Annotated in this window: 20 protein-coding genes and 1 riboswitch; of the genes, 19 read left to right on the top strand and 1 reads right to left on the bottom strand. The window is 29.3% G+C overall.

Going from position 1 to position 26,000, the window contains the following annotated elements; translation table 11 throughout:
• From ACRDBA_RS05895 to trmB, 15 genes are all read left to right on the top strand, one after another.
• Nucleotides 1–5,340, top strand: a 5,340-nt coding sequence (locus tag ACRDBA_RS05895; protein WP_438571998.1) for an endo-alpha-N-acetylgalactosaminidase family protein, incomplete at its 5' end; no start/stop codon positions are given.
• A gap of 268 nt (nucleotides 5,341–5,608) precedes the next feature.
• Nucleotides 5,609–5,959, top strand: a complete 351-nt coding sequence (locus tag ACRDBA_RS05890) for a DUF2500 domain-containing protein (RefSeq protein ID WP_438571997.1) — start codon at nucleotides 5,609–5,611, stop codon at nucleotides 5,957–5,959.
• 22 nt (nucleotides 5,960–5,981) lie between these two features.
• A complete protein-coding gene (locus tag ACRDBA_RS05885; RefSeq protein ID WP_438571996.1) occupies nucleotides 5,982–6,599 on the top strand; it encodes a tRNA-uridine aminocarboxypropyltransferase in 618 nt (205 codons plus the stop codon).
• Between the two features lie 105 nt (nucleotides 6,600–6,704).
• Entirely contained in the window at nucleotides 6,705–7,433 is a 729-nt protein-coding gene (locus ACRDBA_RS05880) for a PHP domain-containing protein (RefSeq protein ID WP_438571995.1), read from the top strand.
• 184 nt (nucleotides 7,434–7,617) lie between these two features.
• Nucleotides 7,618–9,000, top strand: coding sequence for an MATE family efflux transporter (locus tag ACRDBA_RS05875; RefSeq protein ID WP_438571994.1), 1,383 nt, complete (start codon nucleotides 7,618–7,620; stop codon nucleotides 8,998–9,000).
• 132 nt (nucleotides 9,001–9,132) lie between these two features.
• Nucleotides 9,133–9,972, top strand: a complete 840-nt coding sequence (locus tag ACRDBA_RS05870; RefSeq protein WP_438571993.1) for a ZIP family metal transporter — start codon at nucleotides 9,133–9,135, stop codon at nucleotides 9,970–9,972.
• Between the two features lie 108 nt (nucleotides 9,973–10,080).
• A riboswitch (purine riboswitch) is annotated at nucleotides 10,081–10,183 on the top strand.
• Nucleotides 10,184–10,294: 111 nt separating this feature from the next.
• Nucleotides 10,295–11,620, top strand: a complete 1,326-nt coding sequence (locus tag ACRDBA_RS05865; RefSeq protein ID WP_438571999.1) for a nucleobase:cation symporter-2 family protein — start codon at nucleotides 10,295–10,297, stop codon at nucleotides 11,618–11,620.
• 179 nt (nucleotides 11,621–11,799) lie between these two features.
• Nucleotides 11,800–15,396, top strand: a complete 3,597-nt coding sequence (locus tag ACRDBA_RS05860) for a 5'-nucleotidase C-terminal domain-containing protein (RefSeq protein WP_438571992.1) — start codon at nucleotides 11,800–11,802, stop codon at nucleotides 15,394–15,396.
• A gap of 251 nt (nucleotides 15,397–15,647) precedes the next feature.
• Entirely contained in the window at nucleotides 15,648–16,961 is a 1,314-nt protein-coding gene (locus ACRDBA_RS05855) for a sodium-dependent transporter (RefSeq protein ID WP_438571991.1), read from the top strand.
• A 306-nt stretch (nucleotides 16,962–17,267) separates the two neighbouring features.
• A complete protein-coding gene (locus ACRDBA_RS05850) occupies nucleotides 17,268–18,161 on the top strand; it encodes a patatin-like phospholipase family protein (protein WP_438571990.1) in 894 nt (297 codons plus the stop codon).
• Between the two features lie 94 nt (nucleotides 18,162–18,255).
• Nucleotides 18,256–18,948, top strand: a complete 693-nt coding sequence (locus tag ACRDBA_RS05845; protein ID WP_438571989.1) for a response regulator transcription factor — start codon at nucleotides 18,256–18,258, stop codon at nucleotides 18,946–18,948.
• Nucleotides 18,941–20,029 (top strand): sensor histidine kinase, encoded by a 1,089-nt coding sequence (locus ACRDBA_RS05840; protein ID WP_438571988.1) that lies wholly within the window; start codon nucleotides 18,941–18,943, stop codon nucleotides 20,027–20,029. Before ACRDBA_RS05845 ends, ACRDBA_RS05840 begins: the two co-directional genes overlap by 8 nt.
• Nucleotides 20,030–20,144: 115 nt before the next feature.
• Nucleotides 20,145–20,408: a hypothetical protein gene (locus ACRDBA_RS05835; RefSeq protein WP_438571987.1), complete on the top strand. Its 264-nt coding sequence runs from the start codon at nucleotides 20,145–20,147 to the stop codon at nucleotides 20,406–20,408.
• Nucleotides 20,409–20,521: 113 nt separating this feature from the next.
• The gene (locus ACRDBA_RS05830) at nucleotides 20,522–21,166 is read left to right on the top strand and encodes a hypothetical protein (RefSeq protein WP_438571986.1); all 645 of its coding nucleotides are present in this window, start codon (nucleotides 20,522–20,524) and stop codon (nucleotides 21,164–21,166) included.
• Between the two features lie 257 nt (nucleotides 21,167–21,423).
• Nucleotides 21,424–22,083, top strand: coding sequence for a tRNA (guanosine(46)-N7)-methyltransferase TrmB (gene trmB, locus ACRDBA_RS05825; protein ID WP_438571985.1), 660 nt, complete (start codon nucleotides 21,424–21,426; stop codon nucleotides 22,081–22,083).
• Between the two features lie 108 nt (nucleotides 22,084–22,191).
• On the opposite strand, the gene zupT is transcribed toward trmB, so the two are convergent.
• Nucleotides 22,192–22,968, bottom strand: a complete 777-nt coding sequence (gene zupT, locus ACRDBA_RS05820; protein WP_438571984.1) for a zinc transporter ZupT — start codon at nucleotides 22,966–22,968, stop codon at nucleotides 22,192–22,194.
• Between the two features lie 175 nt (nucleotides 22,969–23,143).
• Here zupT and ACRDBA_RS05815 point away from each other — a divergent pair, with 175 nt between their 5' ends.
• The 4 genes from ACRDBA_RS05815 to ACRDBA_RS05800 all read left to right on the top strand — a co-directional run.
• A complete protein-coding gene (locus ACRDBA_RS05815; protein ID WP_438571983.1) occupies nucleotides 23,144–23,980 on the top strand; it encodes an alpha/beta hydrolase in 837 nt (278 codons plus the stop codon).
• Nucleotides 23,967–24,989: an acyltransferase family protein gene (locus ACRDBA_RS05810; protein ID WP_438571982.1), complete on the top strand. Its 1,023-nt coding sequence runs from the start codon at nucleotides 23,967–23,969 to the stop codon at nucleotides 24,987–24,989. Before ACRDBA_RS05815 ends, ACRDBA_RS05810 begins: the two co-directional genes overlap by 14 nt.
• Nucleotides 24,990–25,093: 104 nt before the next feature.
• Entirely contained in the window at nucleotides 25,094–25,621 is a 528-nt protein-coding gene (locus ACRDBA_RS05805; protein WP_438571981.1) for an ECF transporter S component, read from the top strand.
• Nucleotides 25,622–25,744: 123 nt separating this feature from the next.
• Nucleotides 25,745–26,000: hypothetical protein (locus tag ACRDBA_RS05800; RefSeq protein WP_438571980.1), on the top strand; the 256-nt coding region annotated here is incomplete at its 3' end.

Genomic DNA, 26,000 nt, shown 5'->3' with positions numbered 1-26,000 from the left:
GTTGAAGTAGTAAGCCAAGATGCAGCAGTAGAAACTATATCTAATAGTGATGAAGATGTAAAACCATATATTCAAAATTATGATAGACCAGAAGGGATTACATGGACTAGCTTAAGAGGTTCAGCTTCACCAAGTGTATCTGATGGATACTTATCATTTACTAATAGTGGTGACTGTAGAATAATGGAAGATCAATCACCTGAAATAAAAAACGGTGAATTAGAAAGTAAGTTTATTGTTGGTGGAGATCAAACAGGGATTATATTTAGAGCAACAACAAGTAACTATGCTATGATTAATTACAATGCTAAAGGCGGATGGGTTATAGAAAATGCAAGTGAATGGAAGGATATTTCAGGACCTGTATTAAACGCTGGTGATGTAGTAGTTGTAAAAGCTAGATTCCAAGAAAAACATTTAACAGTTCATGTATCAGTTAATGATGGAGAGTTTGATAAAATATTTGATGAAGAAACAGATATAATTCCTCTTCAAGCTGGTAAAGTTGGATATAGAGGATGGGGAGCTTCAAAAACTACTAAATATGATTATATAAAATATGCACCAATTGCAGTAGATCACGGTGCAGTAGTTTCTATAAATGAAGTAAACCTAGAAACTTTCCCAAGAGTAAAACCAAATTTACCATCAACTGTAACAGTAAATTATGAAGATGGTATGTCAGGGATAAAAGAAGTAGCATGGAATTATATTTCAAAGGAAAGCTATTCAAAACCAGGGAAATTTGATGTAGAAGGAACAATCGAAGGAACTGATATAAAGGCTGTAGCTCATGTAACAGTATCTTCAGATTTAAAATATTATGAAGCAGATTTTGAAACAGAAGAAACAAGTGGTGATTGGCAACTAGTTCAAGGTTCAGGAACTCCAACACTTCAAAATGGTGCAGTAACAGTACCTATGAATGGAGTAGCTACAGCTGTTGATATGAAGTCACCGGACGTTAAAGATTTTATATATGAAACAGATTTTACAGTAAATAGCGATTCAGGAAGAATAGGTTTATTATTTAGATATGCTTCTGACACTGAATGGGGAGCTCTTTGCTATGATAATAACGCATGGGTATGGAAAACTGGAGATGGAAAATACGGTGGATTCCCAGGATCATTTGCTTTAGAAGCAGACCAAACTTATAGAATGAAGGTAAAAGTAGAAGATACTAACGTAACTTTATGGATTGATGGAGAAAAGATAGGTCAAATTGCTGTACCTAACTTACCAGATGTTTCAGGAAAAATAGGTTTATCAGGATGGTTTGGAAGTAAAAATGTAACTTTAGATAATGTTATGGTTCAAGAATTAGGTGGTCTTACGGCACCAGAAGTTGGTCCATTAGAAGAACAAACTATTCAATCAGATGTAATGAAGGTTGTTTTAGATAATAGATTCCCAACTGTAGTAAGATATGAATGGACTGGAAGTGAAGATATATTAAAAGGAGCTCCAGTAGATGATTTCGAATCACAATATCTAGTTGAAGTAAATGGAGATAAATATATTCCAGAAGTAACTAGCAGCTTCCAAAACAACGAAGGAATATATACTTTAAACTTTAAAGAAATAGGAATGACTATTACTTTAAAAATGACTGTAAATGCTAATAAATTAAGAATGGAAGTTACAGATATTCAAGAAGGCGAAGTTAAACTTCAAACATTAAACTTCCCTAACCATAGCTTAGCTTCAGTAAGTAGCTTAGATGGAGGAAAAACTGCATCAGTATTAACTACTGGAGATTGGAACAATATAAATGAAGATTTTACAGATGTTGCAGGATTAAGATCAGGAGCTAAAGGAAAAACTTACGCATTTATTAATGATGATAAATTTGCAGTAACTATTAATAATAATACAGTTGAGGGTGGAAATAGAATAGTATTAACTACTGAAAATGATACTTTAGAAGATAATACAAACTTCAAAAAAGCTTCACTTTCAAATGGTGCTTGGACGTATAGAGAAATTCTTCAACAAAACACTGATTTAGGTGAAAAATTATTCCAAGAAGAAATGCCTTGGTCAGAAGTTATCGTTACAAAAGATGATAATGAAGATGGACAAGTTGATTGGCAAGATGCTGCTAAGCAATATAGAGAAAATATGATAGTTTCTAAGGGTGGAGAAGATATTAAAAACAATTTATCAAGAATTGATTTTAATATAGGATTTACACAACAACCATTCTTAAGATCATTAGATACAGTTAAAAAGTTATCTAACTACACAGACAACTTTGGACAAATGGTTCTTCATAAAGGATATCAATCAGAAGGACATGATGATTCAATTCCTGACTACGGCGGACATATTGGTATAAGACAAGGTGGTAAGGAAGATTTCAATACTTTAATTGAAGAAGGAAAGAAATACAATACTCAAATTGGTGTTCACGTTAATGCAACTGAATATACAATGGATGCATTCCAATATCCACAAAATGGTACTGTAAACGAAGGAGCTCCAGGATGGGGATGGGTTGACCAAGCTTACTATGTTGATCAAAGAGCTGATATTACAACCGGTGAATTATTTAGAAGATTAGATATGCTTAAATCAGATGCTCCAGATTTAGGATGGGTATATGTTGACGTTTATACAGGTAATGGATGGAATGCTAAACAATTAGCAGATAAGATTAATTCATTAGGATATACTCTTGGAACGGAAATGAATGGACCATTAGAACAACAAGCTGTATGGACTCACTGGGGAGGAGATCCTGCATATCCAAATAAAGGTAATGCAAGTAAGATAATGAGATTTATAAAGAATGATACTCAAGATTCATTCTTAGCGGACCCACTAGTAAAAGGTAATAAACATTTATTATCAGGTGGATGGGGAACAAGACATGATATAGAAGGAGAATTTGGAGTAGATGTATTCTACAACCAAGTATTACCAACTAAATATATGCAACACTTCCCAATTACAAAAATGAGCGATAATGAAGTATTATTTGAAGATGGATTAAGAGCATCAAGAGAAGGAACAGACATCAATTACTATAAAAATGATAGATTAGTTGCTACTACTCCAGAAAGCTCAATAGGATCAACAGGAATAGGTAAAACATCATTATTCTTACCTTGGAACCCAGTTGATGAAGCTAATAGTGATAAGATATACCACTGGAATCCATTAGGAACTACTTCAGAATGGACATTACCAGAAGGATGGAATAACTTAAGCACAGTTAAGGTTTATGAACTAAGTGACTTAGGAAGAACATTTGTTAAGGATGTACAAGTAGTAGATGGAAAAGTAAACTTAGAAGTTAAAAAGGATACTCCATATATAGTAACTAAGGGAGAAGTAGAAGAATCAAGAATTACTGATTGGGGTTATGGAGCACAAATTCAAGATCCAGGATTCGATTCACAAACTTGGGATTACTGGACTAAATCATCAAGCTCAGAAAATACAGATCACATTAATATAATTAATGAAAATGTAAATAAGAGAAAAGGTAATGATGTAGTAGAAATTGGAGATAAGGACGCTAAATTAACTCAAACTATAGATGAACTTGTTCCAGGAAAAACTTATTCAGTATCTGCTTGGGTTAAAAATGATAATAAGAGAAATGTTTCATTAAAAGTTAATTCAGGTAATGTTGAAATACAAAATGTTATAACTTCATCAGCTGAAAGAAGACAAGGTGAAGGGGTTAAATGGATTGATGATACATTTACAAGAATGGAAGTAGAATTTACAGTTCCAGCTGGAGTTAAAACTGCTGACATAGTATTTGAAGTTGCTGAAGGTAATTCAGGTTCAAAGGTATTTGTAGATGACTTTAGAATTTGGGAACATCCAGGACATACAAATAGAGATGGATATGTATTCTATGAAGATTTCGAAAATGTAGATGAAGGTGTTACACCATTCTTCTTAGCACCAGGAAGAGGACATTCAAATAGAACTCACTTAGCAGAAAAAGATATATCTATAGATGCTAATCAAAGAATGAACTGGGTTCTTGATGGAAGATTCTCATTAAAAACAAATCAAGAGCCAACTGAGCAAGGTCAAATGTTAATTACTGATGTATCAACATTTAAATTAGAAAAGAATAAAACTTATGAATTAGGATTCTTATATTCATTAGCTGATGAGGCTCCAGGTTATACTGTAAACATTAAGTCAAAAACTAATGGAACATTAGTAAGTATTCCACTTACTACAAGTGCTATTGCTAAATCAGTTACAGAAGAATTTACAACTGGTAACGTAGATGATTACTACTTATCAATAGATAAGGGTCAAGGATATAAGGAATTAATCCTAGATAATATTTATGTAACTGAAATAGATAAGAGTATTACAAATGCAGAATTAAATTATGTTAACTTCAATACAATGATCAATAACTTAGAAGTTGGTCAAGAAGTTTCAGTTCATACTAATGGAGTAATGAACAATGGTAAAGTTGCTGACTTAAGTGGTGCAACAGTAGAATATGTTGTTTCAAATCCAGAAGTAGTTTCAGTCCTTGATGGAAAAATGACAGGAGTAGCTGAAGGAAGAGCTAACGTTTCTGTAAATGTAACAGTTGATGGAAAAACAGTTTCTTCAAATGTAATTGCTATAACTGTTGGAAATCCAGGAGAAGGTGAAGTAGTTGTAAATGGTAATACAGCAATAACTACACCAGAAGAAATAAAGGTAAATACAGCATTTGATACTACAATAGGTGTAAATGACATTAAAGAAGGATTAGAGCTTTATGCTGCTGAATTCACATTCACTTATAATCCAGAAGTATTTGATTTTAACCATGTATCAGCTGCAAAACCAGGATTATTTGTAACTGGACAAAAAGTTAAAGATGGAGAAATCAAAATAATTGCTTCATCATTAGGAGCTGCAATAGTTAATGGAGAAGAAATAGCTAAGGTTAACTTAACTCCAAAAGCTAAGGCTACTGATGAAACTTTAGCAGTAACAGTAAGTAGACTTGGAGATGGTGAAGGAAATGTTCACGACTTTGAATTAGCTTCTAAAAATGTTAATGTTACTGAAGATGAAAGACCTGTTGAAATAGTTGTAAATAAGGTTCAAAACTTATCAGGAACTGCAACAGCTGATTCAGTTAACTTAACTTGGGATGCACCTTCAACACCAGCAGGATTAGTTGAATATGTAATCTTTAAAGATGGTAAAGAATTTACAAGAGTAGCTGCTGGAACTACTGAAGTAACTGTAGATGGATTAAGAGCAAATTCAATTTATGGATTCAAAGTAGTAGCTAAATACTCAAATGATAAGGAATCAAAACCAGTATCATTAAACGTAAGAACAAGCAAAAACTAATTATTATAAAAATATATAAATATAAATAAAAATAATATTATTAAAGAGACACTTAAGGAAGAAACACCTTAAGTGTTTTCTTTATTTTCATAACTTAAGAGAATTTAAATTTATAAAGAACTTTAAAATAATAGAAAAACACATAATTTTTAGAATGTAGTTCAATAAAAAAATTAAATTTTAGTAACTGAATAAAATATTGAAGTTTAAAATAAAGTGATTTAGAATATTAATATAAGAAAGAGTTAGATATTTAGGGGGATTTAGGATGTTTATGTTTGATATTATGCCAGTATTCTTTTTTATTTTTTTCATAATGTTTTTTGGTGTTATTATTTATAATATATATAATGAAATTTCTACTAGAAAAAAGCCAATAATTCCAGTTGAAGCTATTGTAAAGGGAAAGAGAAGTAGAACAAATCAGCATAATCATAGCAACGGTGAATTTGGTAGTCATGTAACAACATCTACATCTTATTATGCTACCTTTGAATTTACTAATGGTGAAAGAGTAGAGCTAACAATAAAGGGCAATGATTATGGAATGCTTTCTGAGGGCGATAAAGGAATATTAGAATTTCAAGGGAATAGATTTGTAAGTTTTAAAAGAAATTAATGTAGAAACGATAGGTGATAAATTGAAGAAGATAACAAGTATAAGTGAAAGCTGTGAATTTTGTGCATTACCTTTATTTAATTGTATTTGCAATGATATAAATAAGGTAAAAGGAAAGATAAAATTTATAATATTATCAACAGAAAAAGAAATAAAAAGACCGTCTAATACAGCTAGGTTATTAAAGCTAATTAATAATAATACAGAAATTATTAAATGGGAAAGAACAAGTATGTCTAAAGATCTAGAAGAATATTTAAATAATGATAAATATAAATCATATTTAGTTTTCCCAGCTTTAAATGAAGAAGATATAAAAAGAGTAATAAATACTGATGATTTAATAGAAGAAAATAAAGAAATAATAGCAATCCTAATAGATGGTACATGGCAGGAAACAAAAAAGATAATAAGAAAAAGTCCATATTTAAATAAGTTACCATTAATATCTTTAAATATAGAAGAGTCATCAAGCTTTGATATAAGAAGAGGCGTTAAAGAAGGAACTTTATGTACAATAGAAGCTGCTATGGAAGTTATGAAATTAATAGGTGAAACAAAGGAAGCTGAAATAATAAAGGAAGACTTCCAATTGTTCTTAAAAAGCTATAAAGCAGGAAGAAGTGGACATAAGGTTTAATTGAGTTAATAGGGAAGAGTTAAGTCCTTAAATCTTCACTAAATTAAAGTATCAATAGTAAATTTATAGCATAATATGTAGAAACAATATTTTGAGAGGACATATATGTACACAAAAGGTGATTTTCATATGCATACAACTATTTCAGATGGAGATTACTCTCCAAGTGAAGTAGTAGCTATGGCAAAGGAAAAAGGCTTAGATATTATTGCAATTACAGATCATAATTCAGTTAATGGAATAGAAGAAGCTATAATGGCTGGTGAAAAACATGGAATAAAGATTTTACCAGGAATTGAGTTATCTGTAAGGCTAAAGGGCGAAAAAGTTCATTTGCTAGGTTATTTTATAAATGAAAATTATAAGGAGGATATATTTAAAGAAGGAATAAGATTAATTAAAAAGCATAATATAGAAGGACTTAAGGCGCTAATGGGAGACAAAATATCTGTTACAAAAGATATTATAAGAAATAGGGTGGACGTGCAAACAGGAATAGAGTTTTTTAGGTATTTTGGAGCAACTGTTATTTTAGCTCATCCTATAAAGATAAAATATGAGATATTTAGAGAAATAATAAACTTGGATATAGACGGAATAGAAGCAAAGTATTTTAAAAATGAAGAAGTAGATACATTATATTTTAAGAAAATAGCCTTGGAAAAAGGGTTAATATATACTGCAGGATCAGATTTTCATACAGATAAGAGAATTGATAAAAGACATGGATTTATTGGACAATCTACCTTAGATACAGAAGAGATTTTCAACTTTTTAGTAGCTTGTGATAAAACACAATTAGCTTTAAGCCAAAATAAAAAATATATAGTTTAAAGCCTTAGCTATGCTTCTTAGTATAGCTAATTTTTTTGTTAATATTAGACTAAATAACCATAATAAATATTAACAAAATGTTTATTATTAAATATTCATTTAAATTTAAATTTAGTGTAGAATAGATATATGTAAAATTTAATACAATATTGAATTATGTATAAATTCTTAAGGAGATGAAGCAATGTCGAAAAACACAACAGACTTAGGAAAAGACTCAGTAGGAAAGTTACTGTTTAAATTAGCATTACCTGCTATTATTGCACAAATAGTCAATGTGCTTTATAACATAGTAGATAGAATATTCATAGGAAGAATTCCAGATGGAGATTTAGCTATGGCAGGAGTTGGAGTTGCTTTTCCTATTATTATGATAGTTTCAGCTGTAAGTGCCTTAATAGGTATGGGGGGAGCTCCACTAGCAGCGATAAAAATGGGCGAAAATGATAAAAAGGGAGCAGAAAAAATCCTAAGTAATAGTTTTACAATGTTAATAGGACTAGGTGTTGCATTAACAGTTGGATTTTTAATATTTAAAGAGCCAATTCTTTGGGCTTTTGGTGCTAGTGAAGCAACTATAGGATTTGCATTAGATTATTTAACTATATATCTAATAGGAACTATATTTGTTCAAATAGCATTAGGAATGAATCCTTTTATAAATACACAAGGATTTGCTAAAATCGGAATGGTTACTGTTATGGTAGGAGCTGTTATTAATATAGTATTAGATCCAATATTAATTTTTGGATTTAATATGGGAGTTAAGGGAGCCGCGTTAGCAACGGTATTAGCTCAAGTAGTATCAGCAATATGGGTATTAGTATTCCTATTTGGTAAAAAGAGTATTATAAAAATAAGAAAGAAATACTTAGTACCAAATATTAAGATAGTAGGTTCAATAGTTGCATTAGGAATTTCACCATTTATAATGCAAGCAACAGAGAGTTTAGTTTTAATTTCATTAAATAACAAACTTTTAATGTATGGTGGAGACTTAGCTGTTGGTGCTATGACTATAATGAGTAGTGTTATGCAAATAGTTATGCTTCCATTATTGGGATTAACTCAAGGGTCACAACCTATAGTAAGCTATAATTATGGAGCAAAAAACTACGATAGAGTTAAAAAGACATTTAAGCTTTTACTTCTTAGCTGTTTAACATATAGTTTTGTTATGTGGGGATCTCTTATGGTATTCCCAGAAGTATTTGTAAATATATTTAATAATAAGCCAGAGCTTGTTGAAATAACTTCATGGAGTATAAGAATATACTTTGCTGGAATATTTATGTTTGGAGCTCAAATAGCTTGCCAACAAACATTCTTAGCATTAGGACAAGCAAAGATATCTTTATTATTAGCAATATTAAGAAAGATAATTTTATTAATACCGTTAATATTTATTCTTCCTATATTCTTTGAAAATAAATTAATGGGTGTGTTAATGGCAGAACCTGTGGCAGATGTAGTTGCAGCGTTAACTACAATAACTTGCTTTGTTATATTTTATAAAAAAGCATTTCCTGATAACGAACTATCAGGAAATAAAGAAGATGTAAATTAATAATAGTGTTTTAAAGGATAATCTATATAAGATTATCCTTTTTTTATTTCAAAAACGTAAAATCATGTCACATAAAAGCAAATGATGTAATAGATTAGAAGTATATATAAGTTACTAAGGAGGATAATAAAAGTGGAGTGGTTTATGGGATTATCTCCAGTATTACAAGGATTACTAGCGACAATATTTACATGGGCAGTTACAGCATTAGGAGCGTCTTTAGTTTTCTTTTTTAAGGAAGTTAATAGAAAGGTACTAAATTGTATGTTAGGTTTTGGAGCTGGGGTTATGGTGGCAGCAAGCTTTTGGTCACTTTTAAGCCCTGCCATTGAGCTTTGTGAAAACTTAGGCTACAATGGATTTGTTATTCCAGCACTAGGTTTTTTAGCAGGAGGAGTATTTGTAATTTTAGCTGATAAAATGATGGACAAATATTCTTATGGAGTAATTACAAAGAAAGATGACGTTAAGAAAAATAAGGAATGTGAAGATAAGATTCCTGTATTTAAGAAATGCAAAAAGAGTATTTTACTAGTTACAGCTGTAACTCTTCATAATATTCCAGAAGGGCTAGCTGTTGGTGTTGCATTTGGTGGTGTTGCAGTTGGAATACCAGGATCTACAATAATAGCTGCAATGACATTGGCTCTTGGAATAGGTCTTCAAAATTTTCCAGAGGGGGCAGCAGTGTCACTTCCTTTAAGAAGGGAAGGAATATCAAGAGGAAGAAGTTTTTTATATGGTCAAGCATCAGGATTAGTTGAACCGATAGCTGGTGTATTAGGTGTTATAGCAGCACTTACAGTAAGGAGTATATTACCATTTTTACTTGCTTTTTCAGCAGGTGCAATGATAGCTGTAGTAGGAGCGGAATTATTACCAGAGGCATCTTTAGAAAATAAGAGCTTAACAACTATAGGATTAATCTTAGGATTCATAGTTATGATGGTTCTTGATGTAGCGTTAGGATAAAATTTAAAATACTTAAAGATAAACCTAGAATAAATAAACAAAAATAACAATATTTAAATAAATGTGAAAGATATACTTGCAAACATTATATAATGTATGTTATTATACGAATATAATCTTTAAACATCTCGTATATTTATCGGAAATATGGTCCGAAAGTTTCTACCTGCCCACCGTAAATAGGCAGACTACGAGGTTTTGTGTTTTATAATTTCTGGATAATAACAAAAGTTTATTATTTATTTATTGAAGACTCAACACCTCAAATTAACTTTGAGGTGTTTTTTTATTTTCAATGGAGGGTAAAATAATGGAATTAAAAATGACAGAAGGAAAGACAGAATTTGTACATAGTGAAGAGGGGTTAATAAAATTAAATTATGGAATAGATGATAATCCATCTTTTATAACTAAGCTATTATTAGGGCTTCAGCATATATTTGCAGCTTTTGGGGGAATAATAGTAGTTCCAATAGTAATATCAGGGGCATTAGGCTTTGATGCCAAAACCTCTACAGCAGTATTAAGTGCATCAATTTTAACTGCTGGTATTGCTACAATAATACAAGCAAAGGGAATAGGAAAAGTAGGATCAAGAGTAGCTTGTATTCAGGGAACAGATTTTACATTTGTAGCACCATCAATTTCAGTAGGTTCAGTATTAGGATTACCAGGAATTATTGGAGCAACGATTTTAGGCGCATTTTTAGAAATAATTTTAAGTTACTTTATCAAACCATTAATGAAGCTATTTCCACCTTTAGTAACAGGAACAGTAGTATGTTTAATAGGATTAACATTATTACCTGTATCGATGGATTGGGCTGCTGGAGGAGTAGGAGCAGCTGATTATGGTAGTTTAAAAAATATTTCAATAGCAATGTTTGTAATGACGATTACTTTATTATTAAATAGATATGGAAAAGGTATTGTAAGTAGTGCATCTATTCTTATAGGAATGGTTGTTGGATATATAGTTTGTATTCCACTTGGGATGGTTGATTTTACAAGTGTCGGACAAGCATCATGGATTTCTTTCCCTAAAATTTTTGAATATGGAGTTACATTCGATTTTAAAGCTTTATTAGCATTTATACCAGCATATTTTGTTACAACAATAGAAACGGTTGGATGCTTAAAGGCTGTAGGAGAAGTTTCAGGAGTAGAAATGGAAAAGAAAAGAATGGGAGCAGGAGTTTTAGCAGATGGAGTTGGAAGCATAGCAGCAGGAGCTTTAGGAGCATTCCCAAATACATCATTTAGTCAAAATGTAGGATTAATACCTCTTACAAAGGTAGCAAGTCGTTATGTTGCAGTAATGGCGGGAATATTATTAATAATTTTAGGGTTATTCCCTAAATTTGCAGCAATAATAAATATAATGCCTCAACCAGTATTAGGTGGAGTTGGAATAGTTATGTTTGGAACAGTTGCAGCAGCTGGAATTAAAACTTTAAGTAAGGTTAAAATTAATAACCGTAATTTATTAATTATAGCCACATCTATAGGATTAGGGTTAGGGATAACATTTAGACCAGACTTTATTTCACAATTACCTGAATCATTAAAGATGATATTTGCATCAGGAATATCAACAGGTACTATAGTAGCATTAATATTAAACTTAGTCTTAAAAGAAGAAGAGTAAATTTTAGAGTAGTCTTTAGGGACTACTCTTATTTATAAATATAAAATACGAACAATAAAAAGTTATATACACGAATTATAAAAAATATATTGAACTTTTTGTTCGTATAGTGTAAGATTAGAGAATAAAGAAAAAACTGGATGTTTGGGCTGTTACATCTATAATCTAAGGGGGACAAAATGATAAAAAAGAGTAGAAAACTCCTTTCTATGTTAGTAGCTTTAACTTTAACTGTTGGATTAGTAACTCCAGCAAAGACAGTTAATGCTGTGAATAATGAAAAGGAAGAAAAAGAAATAATTTTAGAAGTAGAAAATGATAAGGCTTTAGCTGATGATACATCAGTAGAAAATGTAAAAATTGAAGTTTTAGGAACTACTGATTTACACGGTAAGTTTAAAAACTTTGAGTATGCAACTACAAGTGAAGCTGCTGGAGGATTAAATCAAATAGCAGCAGTAGTTAAAGAAGAAAGAAAAAATAATAATAATGTTATATTATTAGATAATGGGGATACAATTCAAGGAAATTACAATCATTTATTTTTAACTAAAGAATATTTATCAGAAAATATGAACCCTATTGCTCTTGGTTTAAAAGAAATTGGATATGATGCATTTGCATTAGGTAATCATGAGTTTAACTATGGAATGGATGTTTTAAATACAATAGTATCACAAGTAGAAAATGATAAAACATCAGTGTTATGTGCAAATCTTTATAAAGATGGTGAAAGAGTATTTAAGCCATATGTAATTAAAGAATTTGAAGGTGTAAAAGTTGCAGTAATTGGTGTTGTAACTAATCATATTACTAAATGGGATGCGGACAAGCTTGTAGGATATAATCCAACAAATCCTGCCGAAGAAGTTAGAAAAGTAATAGATGAATTAAAATCTAAAAATGAAGCAGATATGTTTGTAGTATCAGCTCATATGGGATTAACTCCAGAATATGGTGATGGTGATAGTGCTACTGATATAGCAAATTTAAACCCTGAGGTAGCAATGATTCTTGCAGGGCATAGTCATGCAACTATTAAAGAAGAAATTGTTAATGGAGTATTAATTACTCAGCCTAAAAACAATGGTTCAGCTGTATCTAAGGTTGAATTAGAAGTTGAAAAAACAGAAGAAGGAACAAAAATTGTAAATAGAAGTGTTGAACATATAGTTTTAGAAAAAAATTCTCCAGTAGATGCAGAATTAGATGCTAAACTAGATAATGCTCACCAAATAGCATTAAATGATGCTACAAGCTCTATAGGAACATTAGTTGGTGAAGATTTAGCTGAAGCTAATGAAGTTAAAGGGATACCACAATCATTTGTTAGTGATCAAGGTGTAACTGATTTAATTAATGAAGTTCAATTATATTATAGTGCAAAGCATTTAGAAAGTTTAGGAATTGATGCATCAAAGGAATACCATGTATCAGGAGCTGCTATGTTATCATCTAGTGCAAATTTAAAAGCTGGAGATATAACTAAAGCAGGATTAGCTAACATTTATAAGTTTGATAATAAATTATATACAATAAAGACAACTGGTAAGCAAATAAAGAAATATATAGAATGGACTGCAGAGTTCTATAATACCTTTGAAGAAGGGGATTTAACTATTTCATTTGATAAGGATTTTGCATCATTTAAGTACGATATGCTTACAGGTGTAAATTATGAATTAAATCTTTCTAAGCAAGCAGGAAGTAGAGTAGAAAACTTAACTTTTAGTGATAATAAAAAAGTTGAAGATACTGATGTTGTTTATTTAACAGTAAATGATTATAGATATAGTTCAAATTTAGCTCCAATATTTGATGATGGAGAACATGAAAAAATTTATGAATCAACAAATGATCCACTTTCAGATGTAAGAGATATGATTGCTAGTTACATTGTTGATGTAAAAGGTGGAGTTTTAGAAAGAAAAGTAGATAATAACTGGAAGTTAACAGGTATTAAATATAATGAAAAGTTAAGATCAGAAGTTGTAAAGCTAATAAATGATGGAACAATTAAACCATCAGAAAGTTATGGAATAATAGCTGAACCTTTAACTTGGACAGAAGTTTCAAGACAGTTAACAGAAAAAGGATTAGTAGACAAGCTAGAAGAACTTAAAGCATTAACTTTAAAAACTATTGATGTATTAAGCTTTAATGATTTCCATGGTAATGTTTTAGAGTCAGGTAAAAACATTGGAGCAGCTAAGCTTGCTGGAGTTATTAATAAATATCAATCTAAGGAAAGTGATATTTATGGTGTAGTTCCAGTTGTTGCAGGGGATGCATATCAAGGAACTGCAATTTCAAATCTTACTAAGGGTGAGCCAGTAAATGAAATGATTAAGGCTATTAAAGCTAAAGTTTCAGCAGTTGGTAATCATGAGTTTGATTGGGATAGAGAAGATTTTACTACATGGAGAAATCAAGGTGGATTTGATTTTGTTGCTGCAAATATAGTATATAAAGAAACTCAAGAATTAGCTGATTTCGTTGAACCTTATGTAATAGTAGAAAATAACGGAGTTAAAATAGCATTTATTGGTATAGCAACTACAGATACACCAGTAAGTACTAAAGCTGAAAAGGTTGAAGATTTAGATTTCTTAGACCCAGTGGAAACATTAAATAAATGGTCACCTATAGCTAGAGCAGAAGGAGCAGATGTAGTTGTTGCTTTAACTCATTCTGGTGCAACTGAAGCAGCAGATGGAACTATTACAGGGGAAGCAGCAGATATGGCTAGAGAAGCTAGTGATGTAGATGCTGTAATAGCATCACATAACCATAAATTTGTTGATGGATATGTAGTGAATAATGAAGGAAGAAAAATTCCAGTTGTTCAAGGTGGATATAATGGTAGAGGTTTAGCTAGATTAAGATTTACTTTTGATAGCGACAATAACTTAACAGACGTAGAGCCATATACACATATATTCCAAGGAATAGAGGGAACTCTTCCAGTTAATGAAGAAATTGCAGCGAGAATGGCACAGTGGGATAAGGACTTAGAACCATTATTTGCTGAAAAGGTAGCATATTTAGAAAATGCTTTAGATCATGATAGAAACAATGGACTTACACCACTTGGGGTAACTGTTGCAGAAGCTATGAGAAAAATAGGTGGAACACAAATTGCTATTGCTAATGGTGGTGGAATAAGAAGACCATTAGAACAAGGTGATGTAACTGTTGGTGATATGTATGAAATATTACCATTTGATAATCAACTTGTTACATTAGAACTTAAGGGTAAAGACTTAGTTAAAGTAATAGAGCATGGAATTAACCCTCCAAGCTTTGGATGGGGTCAATTTGCTGGATTAAAGGTATGGTATGATGAAGATGGAAAGGTTACATCAATTAGATTAGAAGATGGAACTAAAATAGATATGGAAAAATACTATACTGTTACAACTATTGATTTCTTAATAACAGGTGGAGATTCATATGATTTCTCTAATGCTATAAACGTAGTTGATACTATGGAAGTTATGAGAGAAGGAATACAAGCTGAGTGGAAGGATAACGGTATTCCAGTATTAGATTATGAATTATTAGTACAAGGTGAAGATACTACAATAGAAAAGCCAGAAATAGATACTAAACCAGAAGTAAAACCAGAACAACCATCTACAGATGATAAAGAAGAAGATAAGAATGGAAAGCTTCCAAATACAGGGGCTCCAATAGCACCAGCTCAAGTAATTATGTTTGCATTAGTTGCAGTAGCTGCTGGAAGTCGTATGTTAAAGAAGGATGATGTAGCATAAAATTTTAAATTAAAAACTTCAAACACTTATACAGGTAATTTAGTTTATTTGTATAAGTGTTTTTTTATTATATAGAAAAGTTTATATTTATTTAGAAAATATAAAAATATAAAAATAAATAATGAAATTGATAAAAAAATGTAAAAATACTATACTAAATAGTAAAAAAATAGATTATTTATGAAAAAATAATACTTATTAAAGGTAAAACTTGGTATAATGATAATGTGAGAAAAAAGGGGGGTAATTAGATGGAGAAAAAAGAGAAGTTTTCATCGAGAAGTGGTTTTATTTTATCATGTATTGGAGCAGCTATAGGATTAGGTAATATATGGATGTTTCCCTATAGAATGGGGCAAAATGGAGGGGCAGTATTTTTAATTCCATACTTTATTTTTGTTCTTTTATTAGGTTCAACTGGTTTAATTACCGAATTTGCTTTTGGAAGAATGAATGGAAAAGGGTGCTTATATGGAGTTAAAAAGGCATTTAAAGAAAAAGGTCTTAAGGGTGGAACTTTAATTGGAACTATTCCTGTACTAGGTTTATTTGGTATATTTATGTTTTATAACGTAGTAGTAGGTTGGATTATTAAGTACTTTACTTTAAGCTTAACAGGAAGCTTTAATTCAATGGATATACCAGAGTTTTTCAATGTATTTGCAGGAAGCTCTGAAACTATAGTTTGGAACTTAATAGCAGTAGCTATAACGTTAGTAATTGTATGCATAGGTGTAACTAAGGGAATTGAAAAAATAAATAAGCTTATTATGCCAGCAATGTTTATAATGCTTTTAATATTAGCAATTAGATCATTAACATTACCAGGAGCAATGGAAGGTGTTAAATATCTTCTTATGCCAAACTGGGAATACTTATTTAAAATAAAAACTTGGGTTGAGGCTTTAGGACAAGCGTTCTTTACTGTTTCATTAACTGGATGTTGTATGGTTGTATATGGAAGTTATATAAAGAAAAACTTTAATATTCCTAAATCAGCAGTATCAACAGCTATTTTTGATACATTAGCAGCGTTATTATCAGCTTTTGTTATAATGCCAGCTGTATTTGCATGTGGATTAGATCCAACAGCAGGTCCACCTTTATTATTTATTACAGTACCTACAATATTTAAAACTATACCAGGTGGAAATATCTTATCTATTATATTTTTCTTAAGTATATTCTTTGCAGCTATAAGTTCTTCAATTGCAATGCTTGAAGGACCAGCAGAAGCATTTAAAACTCAGTTTAATATGGATAGAAAAAAAGCTACTATAATAATAGCAATAATAGGATTTATTTTATCTATTCCCCTTGATTTAAATATGAATTTATTTAATAGCTTTGTTGATTTCATTACAATAGTTTTATCACCAATAGGTGCTCTGTTGGTAATGATAGTATTCTATTATGTAATAGATAAGAAAAAAGCAATGAAAGAAATAAATGAAGGAGCTGAAAGTAAATTAGGCGATGGTTTTTATAATTTTGCTAAGTATGGTTTTGTTATAACAACTATCATAGTAATTATTTTAGGAATTGCTCTTGGAGGAATAGGATAAAAAATATATAAATAACAAGGTAGGAATTAAAGAGATTTAATTCCTATTTTTTTATAAACAGAATTTTTAACATCAGGTATGTTTTAACCTCACATCAATGTCAGAAGTCATTATCAAGGTTGGGTCATTGCTAGTTCACCTTTACAGAGTAGAGAGTGTTGCAAGGGCTAGTCACCAGTTAATTTAAAGAGTTATCCTATATAGTTTCTTAAAAATTTATTAAGTATTATTACTTTTGTTTTATTTTATTATTTAGTGGAAAGAATAAAAACTAAGCAGAAGATTTAATAATAGGAGAATTAGTAAATGAAAATAGGATTAGTTTTATCAGGGGGCGGGGGAAAAGGAGCCTACGAATTAGGAGTTTGGAGAGCATTAAAAGAACTAAATATAGATAAGTATATAGAAGTTTTTTCAGGCTCATCTATTGGTGCATTTAATGCAGTTCTTTTTGCAGAAGATAATATAGATCAGGCAGAAAATCTTTGGAAAGAAATAACTATGGAGCAATTAGCTCCTGTTAGCAAAAGAATATTAATTCAAAAGGGAATTGAACTTGCAATAGGATGGAAATGTATAAACTTTGCTAAAAAATATATGGCACAATCATTAGAAAGTGGAATTGTAACTAAAGATGGTGCAAGAGGTGTAGTAAATAAATACTTAAATATAAAAGAAGTAAAAAGAAGAGAGAAAATTTGTTATGCAGCATGCACAGAGTTACCGGATTTTAAAGCAAGATATTTTAAAATAAATGATCATGAAGAAGAGGTTGGAAAAGAAATAATAATTGCATCTTCATCACTTCCAAGAATATATGTATGTACAGAAATATTAGGTAAAAAATATATAGATGGTGGGGTATCAGATAATACTCCTATAAAGCCTGTATATGATGAAGGATGCGATATTATCATAGTAGTTTTATTATCAAAAGAAGCCTCAATCAATAGGGCTCTTTACCCGAATACTCATATTATAGAAATATCACCTAATAATTTAAACGAAAGCACTATAAATGGAACTTTAAACTTAGACCAAATTTCAAAGGAAAGAAGAATAAGTGAGGGATATAAAGATACCAAAAATTTATTATTGCCAATTATAAAACTAGGGGAGTTTAAAAAAGAATTAGAATTAAGGGAAAAAAACTTAACATTAGGAAAGTTATATAATTGGGCAAAAAAAATGATAGGTTAATTATTTAGTATATTGATTTATCATTAAAATTAAAGGAAAATCTTGTCTTTAAATGTTATAATAATATTAAAAATAATGGAAATGGGGAAAGGTTATGAAAAATATCTTAATTGTGGAAGATGATAAGGTACTAAACAATGGGATTGCTTTTAATTTTCAATGTGATGGCTTTAATACAATATCAGTATTTAATATAAATGATGGGAGAGAACAACTTAATAAAAATAAAATTGATATGATTGTACTAGATGTAAATTTACCAGATGGAAGTGGTTTTGATTTTTGCAAAGAAGTAAGAGAAAAATACAATATGCCAATATTATTTTTAACGGCTCTTGATATGGAGCTTGATATAATAACAGGATTTAAACTAGGAGCAGACGATTATATAACTAAGCCATTTAGTTTAAATATATTAAGAGAAAGAGTTTTAGCTTTATTTAGAAGATATAATAGGGAAACAATAAGTGAAGAAATATTAGAAGTAGATGGGTTTACATTTAACTTTGATAAAATGACTGTTAGTAAAGGTGGTGAACCAATAGTTTTAGCTCCAACTGAATATAAAATATTAAAAAAACTAGTTATATCTAAAGGAAAGATATTAAGTAGGGGAATGCTTTTAGAAGAGATTTGGGACAAGGACTCAGAATATATAGAAGAGCATGCATTAACAGTAAATATTAATAGATTAAGAAATAAAATTGAAGGAGCAAATTCTAAAGGAAAGTTTATAAAAACTATATATGGAATAGGATATACATGGAGTGGAGAAAACAATGAGTAATGTTAAAGAGTTTAGTATAAAAGGATATTTAGGAAGTCTTTTGTTATCTTCTGTAATAGCATTTATATTTGTTTATATAGAAAAACTTAAAATTATTAAAACAAATCCAAATTTAATTTCTAGTGTTAATAATATTTTATTTATATTAATAGTGTTTTTATCTGTAGTTATTATAACTACAATGTTTTCAATATATTCAATGAGAAAACAAGTAGAAAAATTATGTAATAAAACTTGCGAGATAGTAGACAGAATAATATCTGGAGAAGATAATATAGTTTTTGAGGAAAATAATGATACTATGTTATCGAAGATAGAAAGTAAACTTAAAAACTTAATTTATACTATAAATGAAAAAAAGCTCATTTATAAAGAAGATAACCAAAATATAAAAAGTCTTATAGGTGATATTTCACATCAAATTAAAACACCTATTGCTAATATTTCAATGTATACTGAAACTATATTGGAAAGGGAATTAAGTAAGGAAAAAACTAGAGAGTTTCTAGGATATATGAAGTGGCAAGTAGACAAATTAGATTGGCTAGTTAAAGGGTTAATAAAGATGTCAAGGTTAGAATCAGGAATTATTGAACTTAAAAAAAGTAATGGAAATATTAGTGAAACAATAGCAAATGCATTAAGTGGAGTTTATTTAAATGCAACTAAAAAGGAAGTTTATATAGAAGTAGAAGGAGATACTAATATTAAATTATTACATGATAAAAAATGGACAACTGAAGCCTTTTTTAACATAATAGAAAATGCTGTAAAGTACAGTAAGAGTGGAGATAAAATTCAGATTATAATAGATAGGCTTGATTTGTTTACTAGAATAGATATTATAGATAATGGAATAGGAATTAAAGAAGAAAATATAAACAATATTTTTAAAAGATTTTATAGAGAAGAAGAAGTAAGTGAAATAGAGGGAGTAGGTATTGGATTATACTTAGCAAATGAAATAATAACAAAGCAAGGTGGATATATTAAGGTAAAATCAAAAAAAGGAAAAGGAAGCACTTTTTCAGTATTTTTATATAATAATTACTTAGAAATAAAAAATAAATTTGATAAATAAGGATAGTAATAGATAATTAGACTAGTTTTCAGGATTTTTTAAGGTGAATAAATCTTTAACAAATTTAATAAAAAGTGATATTATATATAGATATCATTTTTTAAAGAGGGGTACTATGTCATTATTTGATTTATCACCAGAAGATTCACTAGCTTTAAGTGCTGCACTAGCATTGGCTTTATATAAATGTTATACCCCTGAGCAAGCTTTAGTCTTAGCTGATTTTCTAGTTTCAGCAGGTGAAAATTTAGCTGTTTTATTATCTAAGGCAGCCTATTTAGAAAATCAAAATGCATCTTGCAAGAGAGCTTCTTTAGGGGAAGATGTAGATATTGAAGAAAGGGTTAAATTGCTAGAAGAATTATTACTTACATTCTAAATAAAATAGATTAAATTTTTATAATTTACAAAAAGTATATATTTTGTATTGTATGAATATGATATAATTAGAATACTTAAAATTAAACACATATGAGAAATGAGGAATATATTATGAAAATAAAAAAGGTATCAGTATTAATAGCTACACTAGCTTTAGCAGTAGGCTTAACAGGATGTATGGGAGGCCCTCAATTACCAGAAGGTGATGTAAAAGTTGCAAAACAAGAAGTTGCAGGAGTTGTATCACTTTTATTAGAATCAGCAGATTACGGAAAAGCTAATAGTACAGTAGCATCTCTTTTATTACCTGAAGATTCACAGTATGATATAAAGTTATACATGGATAAATACCAAGATGGACAATTAGTTGAAACAAAGGATATTTCAACTTATACAACTGGAACTTTAGCAAAAAATGATATACTTCATATAGTTATGAACATAGCAAAGGAAAATGAAGGGGATGCAGTTAAATCTATTTACTCTATTGCAGAAGTAGACAAAGAAAATAGTGCAGATCCAAAGCAACCAGAATATAAAATGACTAAGGTTAACGAAGCACCACTTAAATACGATGCTAAAAGTGAAGTAGCTCAAGTAGGTAAAAACCTAGATGAGGAAATTGCTTTAGTTGGGTTTGTTAACTTTAAAGAAGATGATGCTGAAAAGAATCCAATAAATCTAGAAACTTACACAGATGAAGTTTCTAAATATAGTTCAGCAGACATAATAAAAGTTAAAGTAACTAAAAAATAAGTTATATAAGCTAGACACTTGGTGTTTAGCTTTTTATTTTTTTATAATATGTATAATTTATAGTGAATAAAATATAAGGATAATTTTATTTAAATAGGAAGACTAATAAGCTTTAATATATACAATGAAATAATACACAAATTAAGTGTTTAAGCTTATAAAGAATAAAAATAGATGTATTTATTAAAAATAGATTTGATAGAAGTGAAATAAATCTGTATAATAATTATGAAACTTAATAAACGGAGTGAATAAGCATGAGATTAAGAAAGAAACCATGGGCAAGACCAGAGTTAGAGGGATGTGACTTTTTTGTTACAAATCCTAGTGAAAATAAAGGAAAGTGGAAAGAAGCTTTTGGAAATGAAAATAAGATATATTTAGAGCTTGGATGCGGTAAGGGAACATTTATTGCAGTACATGGATCAGAAAACAAGGATACTAACTACATAGCTATAGATATTAAAGATGAAGTATTAGTTTTAGCAAAGAGAAATATTGAAGAAGCATATAATGAAAAAAATGTTCAGCTAGACAATATTAAGCTACTGGCTCAAGAAATAGGATTAATAAAGGAAATTTTAGGTGAGGGAGATTCTATAAGTAGAATTTATATTAATTTCTGCAATCCATGGCCAAAGGAAAGACATAAAAAGAGAAGATTAACTCATAATAGACAATTAGAAAGCTATAAGGAATTCTTAGATATTAATGGGGAAATTTACTTTAAAACTGATGATGATACTTTATTTGAAGAATCATTAGAATACTTTAAGGAATCAGGTTTTAACATAGAATATATAACTTATGATTTACATAATAGTGATTTCAAAGGAAATGTTCAAACAGAACATGAAAGAATGTTTACAAATATGGGAATAAAAACAAAGTTCCTAATTGCAAAGCAAAGTAAATAATATATATAAGTTAATTAGATAATATATTTTAAAACTTAACAAATAATAAGGCATCTAATAAGAAATAATATTCTTATTAGATGCCTTATTTATTGAATTAAAAATGTTTTATTTTAGTAATATATGGCTTAAAGGTATTATACAAATTCCTAGAAATATAGAAAAAACATAAAGTTTATCGTAACCATATTTTCTAGCAGCAGGAATTAATTCTTCAAAGGAAATATAAAGCATTATTCCAGCAACTATTGCAAAGATTATTGCAAGGATTACTTCATTTATAAAAGGTCTTAAAAATAAGAAGGCTAAAAAGGCGCCAATAGGTTCAGCTAGACCAGAAATAAAAGTATATTTAAATGCTTTAGCTTTACTTCCTGTTGAATAATATATGGGCATAGCAACAGAAATTCCTTCAGGAATATTATGAAGTGCTATAGCTAAAGCTATGGAAATTCCTAAGGTAGTACTTTCATATCCAGATACAAAGGTAGCAATTCCTTCTGGAAAGTTATGTATCATAAGAGCAATCATAGAAACAAAGCCTACACGATAAAGTTTTTCACCTCTTTCACTAGAAACTTGTCTAGGCTCATCAGGGATAAATCTATCTATAAGAAGTGCCATTAATGCACCTATTAATAAAAAAATAAGAGTAAATACTACACCCTTAAAACTTCCATGATGCTTAGAAAGAGTTTCTTCTGCTGAAACAAATAAATCAGTAAAGGAAACTGTAATCATAACTCCTGCAGAAAAAGAAAGTGCAAAGGTAATAAGCTTTTTGTTTTGTGATTTAGAAAAAAATACTATAAAAGCTCCTATAACAGTAGACATTCCTGCTAAAAGAGAAAGAATCATTGGAAAAGTGGACTGGTTATTAAACATTATTATACCTCCGTAATTAATCGTATAATAAAATATATGTTTAAAGAAAAAAGCTAGTACATAAAAAAGTAATATAAATTTAATTTGTTTATAGATTGTTTAATGATATTATTATATAATAATGTATATTTTATATGGATTTAATGTTATATGAGGCTGTGGAGGGAAGTTTTACGTGGAAAAATATAAGATTCAAGAAAAAATCGTGATGATTCCATTAATGAGTAATATAATAAAGTTAAACTTAATTAGAGATAGAGATATCGAGTTTACAGATATTAAATATGGAGAAAATTTAAAGCAATATTATAGAATATATAAGGCGAAAAATAATGATAAACCACTTATTTATTTTATTCATGGTGGTGGATGGTGGCATGGTAGCCCTAGAATGTGTAGTTACATAGGCAAATACTTTAATAAACTTGGATATAACATAGTTTTACCTGCATATAGGCTAGTGCCATTATTTAAGTATCCTGTACAAGTAAATGATGTATTTACAGCATTTACACATTTTAAAAATAATAATGAAGATGCATTTAAACATGGAGTTATTGTAATGGGATTTTCTGCTGGAGGAGAATTATCAGCCAATTTGTTATTTAACCAGGAGATGCAAAAAAAATATAAGGTTGATCCATCAATATTTAAAAAGGCTGTAATTTTATCAGGCGTATTAGATTTTGATAAATGTAATTCAAAGCATTCTAAAAGGCTAATTGAAAATTATTTAGGTGAAGAGGAAAGTCTTATAGAAAAAAATCCAGTTAACTTAATTCATGAAAATGAAGGAGTTAAAGTTTTATGTGTCCATGGAGATAAGGATCCATTAATTGATATTGAAAATTCATATAGTTTTATTGAAAGATTAAATGAATTAGGTGGTGTAGGTAAGATATTAGTATCAAAGGGAAAGCATCATTCAGATATTACAAGCTTAATTATTAACGGAAAGGAAGATGATTCTAAAGAGATATTAGAATTTATTAAAGCTAATGAAGAAATATAAGAAGGAACAAAGAGAAAGAAATTTTCTTTTAGACAATTTAAAGGTTTTATTAATGTTTTGTGTAGTATTTGGCCATGTTATTGAATATTACATAGATCAAAGTGATTTTTTAAAGTCGGTATATATATTTATTTATATATTCCATATGCCTTTATTTGTATATATATCTGGATATCTTTCAAAGGATGTAAATAAGGTAAGAAAGGGAGCAATAAAAGGATTATTAGTACCTTATATAATTTTTAATATGATTTGGTATACAGCAGTATATATAGGAACAAAGGAAGTAATGTTTTCAATTCTTTATCCAGGTTGGACGTTATGGTATCTTTTAAGCTTATTCTTCTGGAGAATATCTTTAAAATATTTAGTTAAAATAAAGGGAATATTAATTTTTAGCTTTATTTTTGGACTACTTATTGGAATGATGCCAGGTGGAGAAGCTATATTATCAGTATCAAGAACTATAACATTCCTACCATTTTTCTTATTAGGTTATTATTCAAAGGAAGAAAATTTAAGAAAGATGCAAGGATTAAACAAGGCAGTATCAAGCTTAATAATTTTAGGTTTCTTTATTTGTGCAGTAGTTGTGGTTAAAAATGATTTAGTTGGATATAAGTTTTTATATAATTCTCAATCATACTATTCATCGGGATTAACTACAATTCAAGGAATGTATTTTAGAAGCTTATTATATATAGCAGCAATTATATTTGGTGCATGTGTTATAAATCTAACACCTAGTATAAAAGTTTTCTATAGTAAAATAGGAAAAGGAACTATGAATATTTATGTATTCCATATTTACTTAGTTCTTCTAGTTTATTTCTTTATTCCAAAGTGGAATATGGGACCTATTAGAAATGTTCTTTTATTATGTAGTCCATTTTTAATTATTTATATATTATCAAAAAGAAAAGTAGATAAAATGTATGATGGAATATTTGACCCTGTAAATAAAGGATTATCAGAAGGCAAAAAGTCATTTAAAAGATATATTTCATAAAAAAGCTCATCACAATAAAATATTGTGATGAGTTTTTTTTATTATGCTTTACAAATGAATTTACATTATATATACTAGTGTATATACAGAATGGGGGTTAAATAATGGAACAAAGAAATAGAATAAAGAAAATGGTATTTGCAGCTTTATTAACAGCATTAGCAATAATTATACCTATACAATTTGGATTTTTAAAGATAATAGTAGGACCATTTAGTGCAACAGTAGCATCGCATGTACCTATGTTTATTGCTATGCTTATATCGCCATTAGTAGCAGTTGTTGTTGGCGTGGGATCAGGAATTGGATTTTTATTATCAGGAATGCCTTTATATGTAGTAGCGAGGGCATTTACTCATATAATAGTAGGATTTATAGGAGCTAAAATTATAGTTAAAAATAGAAACTTTAAAAAGGCAACTATTTATACAGCACCAATACATGGGATACTTGAGGGCCTTGTAGTTATTCCATTTGGATTTAGTATGTATGAAGTAGTAGTAGCAACAGTAATAGGAACTATATTACATCATTTCTTAGATGGATTTATATCATATTCATTAGCTAAATCTCTTGGAAATGCGAGAAAAAAAGATATGTATACGGCATTTATAGATAATAGAGCAGCATAAAAAAGTGGGAAACCCCACTTTTTTGTTTTTATGATATTTATTATCCTTAAGTATTACATCTTTTTAATTAGATTTACTTATGGTATTATATGTATAATAGTAGTAATTATAGGAGAAAGGGAAATGAGAATAGAATTTGAGAAATTAGGACCAACTAATATATTTATAGATATTAATAATAATTTTTATATTACTATTTGTGATATAATAGGAAATACTTATAAAGTAGAAAAAAAAGACGTAATTAGTATAGAATTTATAGAAAAAAGTATGCCAATAACATTGCTAGGCGTAGCTACTACAAATTATAAATCTTCGCTAAACATAAAATTCAAAAGTAAAGATAAAGAGATATTAGCTGCATATACAGATAAAAGTA

The sequence above is a fragment of the Clostridium sp. genome (assembly GCF_051654825.1).
Lineage (GTDB): Bacteria > Bacillota > Clostridia > Clostridiales > Clostridiaceae > Clostridium.
Note: the sequence above shows the minus strand (reverse complement) of the source record. Positions and strands in the feature narration are given on the sequence as shown.

Bases quoted from the DNA above. Each gene is read 5' to 3' on its own strand.
- ACRDBA_RS05835 (WP_438571987.1), top strand. From the start codon at position 20,145: ATGTCATTATTTGATTTATCACCAGAAGATTCACTAGCTTTAAGTGCT.
- ACRDBA_RS05850 (WP_438571990.1), top strand. From the start codon at position 17,268: ATGAAAATAGGATTAGTTTTATCAGGGGGCGGGGGAAAAGGAGCCTAC.
- ACRDBA_RS05880 (WP_438571995.1), top strand. From the start codon at position 6,705: ATGTACACAAAAGGTGATTTTCATATGCATACAACTATTTCAGATGGA.
- ACRDBA_RS05805 (WP_438571981.1), top strand. From the start codon at position 25,094: ATGGAACAAAGAAATAGAATAAAGAAAATGGTATTTGCAGCTTTATTA.
- trmB (WP_438571985.1), top strand. From the start codon at position 21,424: ATGAGATTAAGAAAGAAACCATGGGCAAGACCAGAGTTAGAGGGATGT.
- ACRDBA_RS05890 (WP_438571997.1), top strand. From the start codon at position 5,609: ATGTTTATGTTTGATATTATGCCAGTATTCTTTTTTATTTTTTTCATA.
- ACRDBA_RS05865 (WP_438571999.1), top strand. From the start codon at position 10,295: ATGACAGAAGGAAAGACAGAATTTGTACATAGTGAAGAGGGGTTAATA.
- ACRDBA_RS05810 (WP_438571982.1), top strand. From the start codon at position 23,967: ATGAAGAAATATAAGAAGGAACAAAGAGAAAGAAATTTTCTTTTAGAC.
- ACRDBA_RS05860 (WP_438571992.1), top strand. From the start codon at position 11,800: ATGATAAAAAAGAGTAGAAAACTCCTTTCTATGTTAGTAGCTTTAACT.
- ACRDBA_RS05840 (WP_438571988.1), top strand. From the start codon at position 18,941: ATGAGTAATGTTAAAGAGTTTAGTATAAAAGGATATTTAGGAAGTCTT.
- ACRDBA_RS05855 (WP_438571991.1), top strand. From the start codon at position 15,648: ATGGAGAAAAAAGAGAAGTTTTCATCGAGAAGTGGTTTTATTTTATCA.
- ACRDBA_RS05830 (WP_438571986.1), top strand. From the start codon at position 20,522: ATGAAAATAAAAAAGGTATCAGTATTAATAGCTACACTAGCTTTAGCA.
- zupT (WP_438571984.1), bottom strand. From the start codon at position 22,968: ATGTTTAATAACCAGTCCACTTTTCCAATGATTCTTTCTCTTTTAGCA.
- ACRDBA_RS05845 (WP_438571989.1), top strand. From the start codon at position 18,256: ATGAAAAATATCTTAATTGTGGAAGATGATAAGGTACTAAACAATGGG.
- ACRDBA_RS05875 (WP_438571994.1), top strand. From the start codon at position 7,618: ATGTCGAAAAACACAACAGACTTAGGAAAAGACTCAGTAGGAAAGTTA.